At 77.5% G+C, this 11,870-nt stretch carries 10 protein-coding genes; 7 read left to right on the forward strand and 3 right to left on the reverse strand.

The window, feature by feature from the left end:
- The first annotated feature begins 102 nt into the window (after positions 1-102).
- The gene (locus tag LO771_RS10485) at positions 103-1,263 is read left to right on the forward strand and encodes a PP2C family protein-serine/threonine phosphatase (protein WP_230650947.1); all 1,161 of its coding nucleotides are present in this window, start codon (positions 103-105) and stop codon (positions 1,261-1,263) included.
- A gap of 176 nt (positions 1,264-1,439) precedes the next feature.
- Here the strand turns inward: LO771_RS10485 and LO771_RS10490 are convergent, their stop codons facing one another.
- Positions 1,440-2,855, reverse strand: coding sequence for an endonuclease/exonuclease/phosphatase family protein (locus LO771_RS10490; RefSeq protein ID WP_230650315.1), 1,416 nt, complete (start codon positions 2,853-2,855; stop codon positions 1,440-1,442).
- A gap of 104 nt (positions 2,856-2,959) precedes the next feature.
- Between LO771_RS10490 and LO771_RS10495 the strand changes: the two genes are divergently transcribed.
- The 5 genes from LO771_RS10495 (at position 2,960) to nudC (ending at position 9,730) form a co-directional block, all read left to right on the forward strand.
- On the forward strand, positions 2,960-3,607 hold the full coding sequence (locus LO771_RS10495) for a PadR family transcriptional regulator (protein WP_230650318.1): 648 nt from the start codon (positions 2,960-2,962) through the stop codon (positions 3,605-3,607).
- A gap of 42 nt (positions 3,608-3,649) precedes the next feature.
- Positions 3,650-4,420 (forward strand): ABC transporter ATP-binding protein, encoded by a 771-nt coding sequence (locus LO771_RS10500; protein ID WP_230650322.1) that lies wholly within the window; start codon positions 3,650-3,652, stop codon positions 4,418-4,420.
- Positions 4,417-7,215 (forward strand): FtsX-like permease family protein, encoded by a 2,799-nt coding sequence (locus LO771_RS10505; protein WP_230650325.1) that lies wholly within the window; start codon positions 4,417-4,419, stop codon positions 7,213-7,215. The genes LO771_RS10500 and LO771_RS10505 overlap by 4 nt, the downstream gene beginning before the upstream one ends.
- Before the next feature lie 113 nt (positions 7,216-7,328).
- Entirely contained in the window at positions 7,329-8,774 is a 1,446-nt protein-coding gene (locus LO771_RS10510; protein ID WP_230650328.1) for a M20/M25/M40 family metallo-hydrolase, read from the forward strand.
- Positions 8,771-9,730 carry an NAD(+) diphosphatase gene (nudC, locus tag LO771_RS10515; RefSeq protein WP_230650332.1) on the forward strand — a complete coding sequence of 320 codons (960 nt, stop codon included), beginning with the start codon at positions 8,771-8,773 and terminating at the stop codon, positions 9,728-9,730. The genes LO771_RS10510 and nudC overlap by 4 nt, the downstream gene beginning before the upstream one ends.
- Positions 9,731-10,014: 284 nt before the next feature.
- Here nudC and LO771_RS10520 read toward each other — a convergent pair whose 3' ends face one another.
- Positions 10,015-10,449, reverse strand: coding sequence for an ATP-binding protein (locus tag LO771_RS10520; RefSeq protein WP_230650336.1), 435 nt, complete (start codon positions 10,447-10,449; stop codon positions 10,015-10,017).
- Between the two features lie 170 nt (positions 10,450-10,619).
- Here LO771_RS10520 and LO771_RS10525 point away from each other — a divergent pair, with 170 nt between their 5' ends.
- Positions 10,620-11,438, forward strand: coding sequence for a GntR family transcriptional regulator (locus tag LO771_RS10525; RefSeq protein WP_230650338.1), 819 nt, complete (start codon positions 10,620-10,622; stop codon positions 11,436-11,438).
- Between the two features lie 145 nt (positions 11,439-11,583).
- Here the strand turns inward: LO771_RS10525 and LO771_RS10530 are convergent, their stop codons facing one another.
- Positions 11,584-11,820: a mycoredoxin gene (locus tag LO771_RS10530; RefSeq protein ID WP_230650340.1), complete on the reverse strand. Its 237-nt coding sequence runs from the start codon at positions 11,818-11,820 to the stop codon at positions 11,584-11,586.
- Between the last annotated feature and the right edge of the window lie 50 nt (positions 11,821-11,870).

An 11,870-nucleotide genomic window follows, 5' to 3' on the forward strand; every position in this document is an offset into this window, starting at 1 on the left:
CGGTAACCGGTCACCCCGTTCCCCGGCCGCCTGCCAGGCCCTGCGCTTAACCCTCAGTCACCGCCACAAGGGCGCTTCCCGCTGGAGAATCCGACGTTGAGCGTGACCGGGCGGCTCCGCCGCCTCAAGCAGCTGCTCGCCGGGGGCTGGTCCCGCACAGCCCTGGCGCTGCCCTTCCTCGCCCTGGTGATGATCGTCGCCCTCGACCTGACCAGCAAGTCCGAGGTCACCGTCGAGCCCGCCCTCACCTCCGCCCCGGCGCTGGCCGCCGTGGTCTGCCGCCGCACCTGGTACCCCCTGCTCGTCGGCGGCGTCACCGTGGTGTGCGCCTTCGGCATGGCCGCCTACAACGGCGTGCTCACCGAGTCCGTCCACACCGCCAGCGTCCTCGCGGTCGTCCTGGTCACCGTGATCGGCTGGATCAGCGCCGTGCTGCGCATGCGCCAGGAGCGGGCCCTCGCCGACGCCCGGCTGGTCGCCGAGATCGCCCAGCGGGTGCTGCTGCGCTCCATCCCCGACCGGGTCGGCAGCGTGCGGGCCGCCGTCCACTACGCGGCCGCGGCCGCCCACGCCCGCATCGGCGGCGACCTCTACGAGGTGGTCAACACCCGGCACGGCGTGCGGGCCGTCGTCGGCGACGTGCGCGGCAAGGGGCTGGGCGCGGTGGAGACCGCCGCCGCCGTGCTCGGGGCCTTCCGCGAGGCCGCCCACCAGGAGCAGGCCCTGGACCGGGTGGCCGGGTGGCTGGCCGACAGCCTCGACCGCTCGCTGCGGGAGAACGGCCACGACCGGCTGGGGGAGGAGTTCGTGACGCTCGTGATGATCGGGGTCCGCCCCGACGGGATCGCCGAGATCGTCAACTGCGGCCACCCCGCGCCGGTGCTGCTCCGCGCCGGCGAGCCGGTCCGGCTGCTGGAGCCGCTCTCCCCGGTGCCGCCGCTCGGCGTGCTGCCGCCGGAGTCGGTGCGGCCGCCGGTGCGGTGCACCGCGTTCCTGCCGGGCGACCGGGTGCTGCTCTACACCGACGGCGTGATCGAGGCGCGCGACGGCAGGGGCCGCTTCTACCCGCTGCTGGACCGCCTGCCCGGCTGCGCCCGGACCGGCGGGCCCGGCGAGGTCCTGGACCGGGTGCACGAGGACGTGGTCCGCCACGTCGGCCGCCAGCTCGGCGACGACGCGGCGATGCTGCTGCTGCAGTACGAGCCGGTGGTCGTCCCGGAGCAGCTCCCCCGGCCCAACGGGCACGTGCCGCAGCGCGGCTGACCCGGCGGCCCGGCCCCGGTCCGCCCGGCCCCGGTCCGCCCGGCCCCGGGCGGTCGGCTCCCGGGCGGTCGGGGCGGCTGCGGCCGGTGCCGGCCGGACGGCCCCCTTCGGCCGGGCCCGGCCGGTCCCGGTCGGCCCCGGCCGGCCCGGGAAGAGGGCCCGGCCCGCGCCCCGGCTCAGAGGTCGACCTCGACCACCAGCGGCCGGTGGTCGGAGATCGGGGTGCGGGGGCTCTCCGCCGCGCCCACGGAGGCCGGGAGGACCCCCACCGCCAGCACGTGGTCGAACTGCACGGCCGGCCGGTGCGAGGGGTAGGTCGGCGTCCGGGCCAGGTCGCGCCACCCCTGCAGCCGCTCCCGGGCCCGGCTGCGCGCCGCCCGGCGGCGGCGGAACCGTTCGCGGGACACCCGCCGCAGTCCGGCCCGGCGGGCCTCCCGCGGGCCGCCCGGACCCCCCTGCACCGGCACGCCGCCCTGCGCGGGCAGCCCGCGCAGGGCGGCCGGGACGCCCTCCAGGACTGCCCCCGGACCGCCGCCCGCGGGGCGCGCCCCGGCCGCGTCCGGCGTCCCGTGCGGGCCGTGCGCGCCCCGCGGTTCGCCCGCGGCCCCTCCGCGCGGCGCGCGCTGCCCGTACAGGACCCGCAGGCGGCGCAGGCCCCGCTGACCCTCCGGGCCCCCCGCCCCGCGCAGCCGGGCCGTCCGCGGGGAGGCGGCTCCCGGCGCGGGCACCGGCACGGGCACGGGCAGGGGCGCCGGCACGGGTGCGGGTGCGGGTGCGGTCGTCGGTCCGGGGGCCCCGGCGGACCGCCGTGCCGCCGGGGCCTGCGCCCCGGCCGGCGCCGGCCGCCGCCTGCGCAGGCGCGGCGCGGCCACGGCCACGCCGTCCACCACGGCCGCCCCGCCCAGGACCGTCCGCGGCACCGCCCCGACCAGGTTGAAGTCCCCCAGCAGCAGGTAGGGCGCCGGCAGGTCGGAGATCCAGCGGCGGATGCCCGCGAGCTGGGCGACGTTCCAGCCGGGGACGAACGACAGGTGCGCGGCCACGACGGTGAACGGCCCCCGCCGCCCCTCCAGGACCGCCGCCAGCGCCGCCCGCGGCTCGTCGGGCACCCGGGTCAGCCCGCGGCGCCCGGCCACCCGCAGCGGCAGCCCGAACGGTGCGGGCGGGAAGCGCCGGGCCCGCCAGTGGTGCACGGGGAGCCGGGTCAGCAGCGCCGTCCCGTACGACGGGAGGTCGCCGCCGCTGCCGGCCTGCCCGGGCCCGTACACCCGGAAGCCCGTCGCCGAGGGGTCCCGCACCCAGCCGGAGACCGGTGCCGGCCGGCCGTGCAGGGCGGCCGCGAACCGCCAGTCGGCGGCGCCCATCGCCTCCGCCGCGACGGCCGCCTGGTCGACGAGTCCGGACCGGGGCTGGTGGCGGTCGACCTCCTGCAGGGCGAGGACGTCGGCGTCCAGCGAGGCCACCGCCTCGGCCAGCCCCGCGGCGGCCGCCGCCGGGTCGGCCGGGTCCGGGGGGAAGGGCAGCGGGGCCCCGTCCCGGGCCAGGGGCTGCCCGTGCAGCAGGTTGAAGGTCGCGATGCGCAGCCGGTCCACCCCGCGACGGTACCGCGCCGCCGGCGTGCCCCGGCCGGGTCCCGGCCGGGTCCCGCGCGGACCGCGGTTGAACGCGCCCTGCATACCGGGTATACATACTCGGTATGTCAATCCGTCACGGGCTGCTCGCCCTCCTGGACCAGGGGCCGCGCTACGGCTACCAGCTGCGCAGCGAGTTCGAGGCCCGCACCGGGGCGACCTGGCCGCTGAACGTCGGCCAGGTCTACACCACCCTCGGCCGGCTGGAGCGCGACGGACTCGTCGAGCCCTCCGGGGAGGACGACGAGGGCCACGTCTTCTACGCCGTCACCGAGAAGGGACGCGCCGAACTGCGCTCCTGGTTCGGCTCCCCCGTGAGCCGGGACGACCCGCCCCGCGACGAACTGGCCATCAAGCTCGCCATGGCCGTCACCGTCCCCGGCGTGGACGTCCGCGAGGTGGTGCAGGCCCAGCGCCGGCACAGCATCCGCGCCCTGCAGGACTGCACCCGGCTCAAGGCCCGGGCCATGGCCGAGGGCGCGGCCGACTCCGACGGGGACCTCGCCTGGCTGCTGGTCCTCGACCAGATGATCTTCCGCACGGAGGCGGAGGTGCGCTGGCTCGACCACTGCGAGAGCCGGCTCGCCCGCCACCGGCCCGCCGCCGCTGCCGCGCCCGCCGCGACCGGCCCGCGGGCGGAGCCCGGGCCGGAGCCCGAACCGGAGCCCCACGGCTCCTTCCGACGGCGGGGGACCAGGCCCCGACGGGCCTGACGCCGTCGCACCCGATTCCGCGAACGACCCCCAGGGGGGAACATGACAGGCAACACCGGGTCCGGCGCCGCAGCGCCGGTCCTCAGGCTGGAGGACGTCTCGCGCGTCCACGGACGCGGCGCCGCCGAGGTCCACGCCCTGCGCGGCGTGGACCTGGAGGTGCATCCGGGCGAACTGGTGGCCGTGATGGGCCCGTCCGGATCCGGCAAGTCCACCCTGCTCACCCTCGCCGGCGGCCTGGACACGCCCACCTCGGGCCGGGTCCTCGTCGAGGGGCGGCCCCTCGGCGACCTCTCCCGCAAGCGCCTGGCGGCGGTGCGCCGCCGCGCCGTCGGCTACGTCTTCCAGGACTACAACCTGATACCGGCGCTCACGGCGGCGGAGAACATCTCCCTGCCCCGTGAGCTCGACGGCGCCTCCGCCCGCGCCGCGCGCCGCGAGGCGCTGGCCGCCCTCGAGGAGCTCGGCCTGGCCGACCTGGCCGACCGCTTCCCCGACGAGATGTCCGGCGGCCAGCAGCAGCGCGTGGCCATCGCCCGCGCCCTCATCGGCGACCGCCGCCTCGTCCTCGCCGACGAGCCCACCGGCGCCCTCGACTCCACCACCGGCGAGGCGGTGCTCGCCGTGCTGCGGGCCCGCTGCGACGCCGGCGCCGCCGCGATGATGGTGACCCACGAGGCCCGCCACGCCGCCTGGGCGGACCGGGTCGTCTTCCTGCGCGACGGCAGCGTGGTGGACGAGGCCGGCGCGGCCCCGGCCGAGTCCCTGCTCGCGGGTGCGGCCCGCGACGGCAGCGGCCCGGTGGGCCGGTGAGGCCCGCCGCCTGGCGGGTCGCCCTGCGCATCGCCCGCCGCGACGCCCTCCGTGCCAAGGGCCGCAGCGCCCTGGTCGCCGCCATGATCGCCCTGCCCGTGCTGGGCGTCGCCGGCGCCGACATCGTCTACCAGAGCGGTCGCCTCGACCCGGCGGAGCGGATCACCCGTCAGATGGGCTCCGCCGACGCCGAGATCATCCTCTGGCAGCAGGGCCAGGCGATGGTGCAGCTGCCCGACCCGCAGGACGGCACCTACCCCGTGGGCCTCGACGCGAAGGAGCACCGGCTCACCCCGGAGGAGCGGACGTCCGCCGCCACCGACCCCGCCGTGCTGGTCCGGCGGCTGGTCCCGGCCGGCAGCACCCTCGTCCCGAAGCTCGGCGGCCCCCAGGCCGTCGCCTCCACCGCCCACGGCCTGGCCCGCGTCGGCACCGCCGAGATGGACCTGGCGGACCCGGTCTGGCACGGCATCGTGAACGTGGTCGGCGGCCGCGTCCCCGCCGCCCCCGGGGAGGTCGCCGCCACCCGCAGGTTCCTGGACGACTCCGGACTGCACCTGGGCGACACCACCACCGTCCGCGGCCTCCCCCGCCCCCTGACGATCACCGCCGCCGTGGAGTACCCCGGCGCGCTCGGTGACTCCGAGCTGATCGGCCGTCCCGGCGCCCTGGCCGCCCCGCTCGCCCGGGCCGACGGCGGCCCGCAGGGGGGCGCCCTGTCCGACGCGGGCAGCTGGCTGGTCAAGGTCCCCGGCGGCGCCGGGTTCCCCTGGGAGAAGGTCGTGGAGGCCAACCGGTACGGCTTCCAGGTCACCTCCCGGCAGGCCGTCCTGAACCCGCCGCCGCGCTCCGCGGTGCCCTACCACCGCCTGGTGCGGCAGCACGAGGAGGGGACCGACCCCGTCACGCTGGCCTCCGCCGTCACCGTCGCCGGCATGGCCCTGCTGGAGGTCGTCCTGCTCGCCGGGCCCGCCTTCGCCGTCGGCGCCCGCCGCTCCCGCCGCCAGCTCGGCCTGCTGGCCGCGGGCGGCGGCGACCGCTCCCACGTCCGCGGCGTCGTCCTCGGCGGCGGCGTGGTGCTGGGCGCCGCGGGCGCGGTCGCGGGCACGGCCCTGGCCGTCGCGGCCGTGGCCGCCGCCCGCCCCTGGCTGGAGGAGACCGCCGGGCAGCGCTTCGGCCACGTCGACCTGCACCCGCTCGACCTCCTCGCCGTCGCCGCCCTCGGCCTGGCCACCGGCGTGCTCGCGGCGGTCGTCCCCGCCGTCCAGGCGTCCCGGCAGGACGTCGTCGCGGCGCTCACCGGACGCGGCACCGTCAAGCCCCCGTCCCGGCGGCTCGCGGCCGTGGGGCTCCTCGCCGTGGCCGGCGGCTCCGCCCTCGCCGTCCTCGGCGCCGCCGCGGGACGGGGCGCCCCCGCCGTGGTCGGCGGCTCCGCCCTGGCCGAACTGGGCATGGTCGCCTGCACCCCCTTCCTCGTCGGCCTCTTCGGCAGGCTGGGCCGCCACCTGCCGCTCACGCCCCGCCTCGCCCTGCGCGACGCGGTCCGCCACCGCGGACGCACCGCCCCCGCCGTCGCCGCGGTGATGGCCGCCGTGGCCGGCTCCGTCGCGGTCGGCGTCTACACCACCAGCCAGGACGCGGACGCCCGCCGCCACTACGAGGCCTCCGCCCCGGCCGGGGCGCTCACCCTCACCGGCATCCCCGCCCGTGCCGACCACGGGGCGGCCCTGCACCGGGCCCGCGCCGCCGTGGAGCGGGCCGTCGCCGGCCTCGGACCGCGCGCCGACGTGTACGGCGCCTTCCCCGCGGACTGCCCGCCCACGGGTGGCTGCATCGCCCCCTCCCTCGCCCTGCCGCCCGAGCGCGAGTGCCCGCTGCACGGGCCGGGGCGGTTCTCGGAGGCCGAGTCCGCCCGCCTCCAGCGCGACGACCCGCGCTGCCGGCCGGACCGCTCCTCCTGGGCCAGCCGCTTCGAGGGCGTCCCCGTCGGGGACGCGGCGGTGCTCCGCACCCTCTTCGGCGTCCACGACCCCGCCGCGGAGCGGGCGCTCGCCGCCGGCAGCGCCGTCGTCTTCGACGCCCGCTACGTCAAGGACGGCCACGTCACCCTCCACATCACCACCGAGTCCGCCCCGGCCCCGGCCGACGGGCAGGAGGCGCCGCCCAAGGAGCGCGACGTGCGGCTCCCGGCGATCGTGCGGACCCCGTCCGCGTACACGGCCGAGGCCATGCTCCCGCCCGCCGCCGCACGCCGGGCCGGTCTGCGCCTCACCGAGGCGGGCTCCGTGTGGCAGCCTGCCGCCGCCCCCTCGGAGGCGGACGTGCAGCGGGCCTACGCCGCGGTGGCGCCGATCACGCCCGACGCCTCGCTCGACGTCGAGCGGGGGTACCGCTCCAGCGGCACCCTCACCACCCTCGGCCTGACGCTCTTCGCGGCGCTGGTCGCCCTGGGCGCCGCCGGCATCGCCACCGGCCTCGCCGCGGCCGACTCCCAGCAGGACCTGGCGACCCTGGCCGCCGTCGGCGCCGCCCCCCGCATCCGCCGGAGCCTCTCCGGCCTCCAGTGCGGGGTGGTCGCCGCGATGGGCGCGCTGCTGGGGACGGTCTGCGGCGTGGTGCCCGCCGTGGCGCTGCGCGAGGTGGAGCAGGCGACGATGGGCTCCCTGGACACGGTCTCGATCGTCTTCCCCTGGTGGCAGCTGGCCGCCACGGTGGCCGTCCTGCCCGCCGTCGCGGCCCTGCTCGCCGCGCTGCTCTCCCGCTCCCGGATCGCCCTGGTCAGGCGCGCCGGCTGAGCACCGCCGCACCGCCGCCGGCCCCGGGCGTGACGCATCACACGTCCGGGGCCGGCCCCCGCGGGCCGGCGGCCGGCGGCACGCCCCGCCCCGGGCGAACTAAAGTCGTCTCCATGACGAAAACCCCGGACAGCGCCGTCCGCGCCCACATCGACCAGCACCGCGCCGCCTTCCTCGACGACCTCGCCGCCTGGCTGCGCATCCCCTCGGTCTCCGCCGACCCCGCCCGGGCCGGCGAGGTGCGCCGGTCCGCCGAGTGGCTGGCGGAGCGGCTGCGCGCGACCGGCTTCCCGGTCGCGGAGGTCTGGGAGACCGGCGCCGGGGCCGAGGAGCCGGGCGCCGCGGGCGGGGGCCTGCCGGCGGTGTACGCGGAGTGGCCCTCCGGGGACCCGGACGCCCCGACCGTGCTGGTCTACGGCCACCACGACGTCCAGCCCGCCGCCCGCGAGGACGGCTGGGCCACCGACCCGTTCGAGCCGGTCGTCGCCGACGGCCGGATGTACGCCCGCGGCGCCGCCGACGACAAGGGCCAGGTCTTCTTCCACACCCTGGGCGTGCGCGCCCACCTGGCCGCGACCGGCCGCACCGCCCCCGCGGTCAACCTCAAGCTGCTGATCGAGGGCGAGGAGGAGTCCGGCTCCCCGAACTTCGCCGACCTGGTGCGCTGCCGCGCCGACCGGCTGGCCTGCGACGCGGTGATCGTCTCCGACACCGGGATGTGGGCCGAGGACACCCCCACCGTCTGCACCGGCATGCGCGGCCTCGCGGACTGCCAGGTCGACCTGTACGGGCCGGACCAGGACATCCACTCCGGGTCCTTCGGCGGCGCCGTGCCCAACCCGGCCACCGAGGCCGCCCGGCTGGCCGCCGCCCTGCACGACGCCGACCGGCGGGTGGCCGTCCCCGGCTTCTACGACGGCGTGGTGGAGCTGACCGACCGGGAGCGCGAGCTCTTCGCCGAGCTGCCCTTCGACGAGGAGCGGTGGCTGGGCACGGCCCGCTCCCACGGCGTGCTCGGCGAGGCCGGGTACACCACCCTGGAGCGCATCTGGGCCCGGCCGACGGCCGAGGTCAACGGCATCTGGGGCGGGTACACCGGCCCCGGCGGCAAGACCATCGTCCCGTCCTCCGCGCACCTCAAGCTCTCCTTCCGGCTGGTGGCCGGGCAGGAGGTGGAGAAGGTCCGCGAGGCGGTCCGCGCCTGGGCCGCCGCGCAGCTGCCCGACGGCATCCGGCACGAGATCACCTTCCCCGGCGCGACCCGCCCCTGCCTCACCCCGCTGGACCACCCCGCCCTGCAGTCCGTGGTGCGGTCGATGGGCCGGTCCTTCGGCAAGGAGGTCAGGTTCACCCGCGAGGGCGGCTCCGGACCCGCCGCCGACCTGCAGGACGTCCTCGGCGCCCCCGTCCTCTTCCTCGGCATCTCGGTGCCGTCCGACGGCTGGCACTCGGTGAACGAGAAGGTCGAGCTGGACCTGCTCCTCAAGGGCGTGGAGACCTCCGCCTACCTCTGGGGCGACCTGGCCGAGACCTGGACCCCGGGGGAGGACGCCCGATGAGCACCGCGGCGCCCGGCCCCGGGGAGCAGGCGGTACCGGCCCCCCTCGCGCTCGCCCTCTCCCGGGCCGGCGTGGACCGGGCCGCGCACCGCCGCTTCGACGAGCCCTGGCTCGCCGCCGCCTGGAGCCACCCCAGCACCCGGGTGCTGCCGATCTCGGGCGGCGAGGCGTTCGTCGTCGACACCGAGCGCGGCACCGAACTGGTCCTGGTCCCCTCCTTCGAGGCGCCGGACGAGGGCGACCGCTACTTCCTCGGCACCGACGAGGACGGGGTCTCGTACTTCTCCCTGGCGGGCGAGTCGCTGCCCGGCCGGCTGGACGGCGACGCCCGGCCGGCGGGCCTGCGCGAGGTGGGCGGCCTGCTCTCCGACCGCGACGCGGGGCTGCTGGTCCACGCGGTGGCGCTGGAGAACTGGCACCGGCTGCACTCCTTCTGCTCGCGGTGCGGGCACCCGACCCGCAAGGCGGGCGCGGGGCACGTCCGCCGCTGCACCTCCTGCGCGGCCGAGCACTACCCGCGCACCGACCCCGCGGTGATCATGCTGGTCACCGACGACCAGGACCGCTGCCTGCTGGGGCGCCAGACGCTCTGGCCCGAGGGGCGCTGGTCGACGCTGGCCGGCTTCGTCGAGCCGGGGGAGTCGCTGGAGCAGGCCGTGGTGCGGGAGGTCGCCGAGGAGGCGGGCGTGCGGGTGGCGGAGGTCGAGTACGTCGCCAGCCAGCCGTGGCCGTTCCCGTCCAGCCTGATGCTCGGCTTCACCGCCCGGGCGCACCCCGACGGCACCGCGATCACCGTGGACGGCGAGGAGCTCTCCGAGGCCCGGTGGGTCAGCCGGGAGGAGCTGCGGGCGGGGTGGGAGTCCGGCGAGATGCTGCCGCCGTCCGGTATCTCGATCGCACGGCACCTGATCGAGCGCTGGTACGGCGAGCCGATCCCGGCGGCGGCGCGCTGGTAGCGGTGCGCTGGTAGCGGTGCTCCGGGCACCGGCGGACCGGCGCGCGGCGCCCGGGACGCCGGTGTCCCGGGCACCGGGGCCGGCGGCCGTCCCGCGCCGGCCCGTCCCGCACTGGCCCGTCCCGCACTCGGCACGCTCCACGCCCCGCGTGCACCCCGGGCGCCGGTTCCGCGCCCCCGGCGCCGGGCGCACGCCCCCAGCGCCGGGTGCACCCGATCGGGTGCACCCGGCGTCCTGCGGGGCGGCCCGGTCCGGCCGCGTCCGCTCCCGCGGGCCCCGGACGGCTACGGCCGCCGGTGCCGTCCGGCCGGTCCGGGGCGCGGCTCGGCGGCGCGGTCGCCGCCGAGCCAGCAGGTGACGGTCTTGCCCGTCAGCCGGGAGGTCACCTGCCAGCCGTCGCAGAGGGTCTCCACGATCTGCAGGCCCCGGCCGCCCGGCTCGTCGGCACGGGCGTCCCTGGGCGCGGGCAGCGCCGGGCCGCCGTCCGACACCGAGATCTGCAGCGCCTCCGCGGTGAGGACCAGGGCCAGCGACACCGGGCCGCAGCCGTAGCGCACGGCGTTGGTGACCAGCTCGGAGACCACCATCTCGGCGCTGTCGGACAGCTGCTGCGCGCCCCAGGCGGCCAGGGCGGTCCTGGTCAGCAGCCTGCTGCGGGCGACGTTCCGTGGGTGGGGCGGGAAAGTGGCCGTCGTGGCCCATGCACCCCGATCGTTCATGGCTGCTCCAAGGCAGGCCCGTTGCCTTCCGGCTCCGTGCGCGTTGATGTGTACGGGCATGAATTCCGCCCCCGATGGCAAGTCATTGGAATCAATCTAATGGTTCCAGTCTTGACTTATGTTGGCTGATTTCCTGGAATGGGTGCAACCGGAATCGCTACATTCATCGGGTGAACATCTCCCGAGGCCCAGGACAAGCGCCCAAATACCAGCGCCTCGCCGCGGACCTGCGCCGCCGGATCGCCGCCGGCGAGTGGCAGGGCGGGGCGGCGCTGCCCGTCGAGGCCGATCTCGAGACGCAGTACGGAGTCGCCCGCAACACCGTCCGGCTGGCCGTGGACGTGCTGGTCAACGAGGGTCTGCTCATCCGCGTGCAGGGCAAGGGCACATTCCTGAAGGACCACTCGGTCCTGGACCACCACGCATACCGCTCCCCGTCCGAACCGCAGCCCCGTGACATCCTGGCGGCGCCCTCCGAGGTGTACACGGAAGAGGCGCGGGCCGCGGGCCGCATGTTGACGGCGGACTTCGAGATGCTGATCGTACGGGCCCGCACCGACATCGCCGACCGGCTCGGGCTGCGGCCCGGCGAGGCCGTCGTCCTCCGCCGCGTGCTCCGCTTCATGGACAGCGAGCCGTGGTCCATCGAGGAGAGCCACTTCCCGGCCGGGCTCGCCGCGGGCACCCCGCTGATGGACCCCGACCCGGTCGACGGCGGGGACGAGAAGGTGCTCGCCGGCATCGGCCGCACCGAGATCGGCGCCGTGGACCACGTCACCGCCCGGATGCCGGGGCCGGAGGAGTCGCAGTGGTTCCAGGCCGGGCCGGGCGTGCCGCTCATGGTGCAGACCCGGGCGACCTACGACGTGCGCGGACCGGTGCGGGTGATCGAGACCCGCTACTCGGCCGACCGCAGCCGGCTGCGGTACGGCCTCGGCGACCTCGCCGCCCGGGACGCCCGTCCGGTCCGGGCCTCCGCGCAGCGCTGAGGGCCGCCCGCCGCGGGGGTGCGCCCGTCGGCCGGTCCGGTCCGGTCCGGGTGCGCCCGTGGGCGTGCGGGCGTGTGCGGCCGTGCGAAAGCCGCCGGCCCGCGACCGGTGGACGGTCGCGGGCCGGCGGCCCGGGCGTGCGGGGTCAGACGCCCAGCTTGGCCTTCACCTGGGCCAGCGAGGGGTTGGTCAGCGCGGTGCCGTCCGCGAAGAGCACGGTCGGCACGGTCTGGTTGCCGTTGTTGACGGACTCCACGAACTGGGCCGACGCCGGGTCCTGCTCGATGTTGACCTCGGTGTACGCGATGCCCTCGCGGTCCATCTGGCCCTTGAGTCGGCGGCAGTAGCCGCACCAGGTGGTGCTGTACATGGTGACGGACATCGCGGTGGACTCCTTCGCTCGTGGGGTGTGCGCGGCGCACTCGGGAGCGC

It is taken from the genome of Streptacidiphilus sp. ASG 303 (assembly GCF_020991365.1).
Lineage (GTDB): Bacteria > Actinomycetota > Actinomycetes > Streptomycetales > Streptomycetaceae > Peterkaempfera.

Coding starts and splice junctions, on each gene's coding strand:
- LO771_RS10495 (WP_230650318.1), top strand. CDS start 2,960: ATGTCAATCCGTCACGGGCTGCTCGCCCTCCTGGACCAGGGGCCGCGC.
- LO771_RS10500 (WP_230650322.1), top strand. CDS start 3,650: ATGACAGGCAACACCGGGTCCGGCGCCGCAGCGCCGGTCCTCAGGCTG.
- LO771_RS10510 (WP_230650328.1), top strand. CDS start 7,329: ATGACGAAAACCCCGGACAGCGCCGTCCGCGCCCACATCGACCAGCAC.
- nudC (WP_230650332.1), top strand. CDS start 8,771: ATGAGCACCGCGGCGCCCGGCCCCGGGGAGCAGGCGGTACCGGCCCCC.
- LO771_RS10520 (WP_230650336.1), bottom strand. CDS start 10,449: ATGAACGATCGGGGTGCATGGGCCACGACGGCCACTTTCCCGCCCCAC.
- LO771_RS10530 (WP_230650340.1), bottom strand. CDS start 11,820: ATGTCCGTCACCATGTACAGCACCACCTGGTGCGGCTACTGCCGCCGA.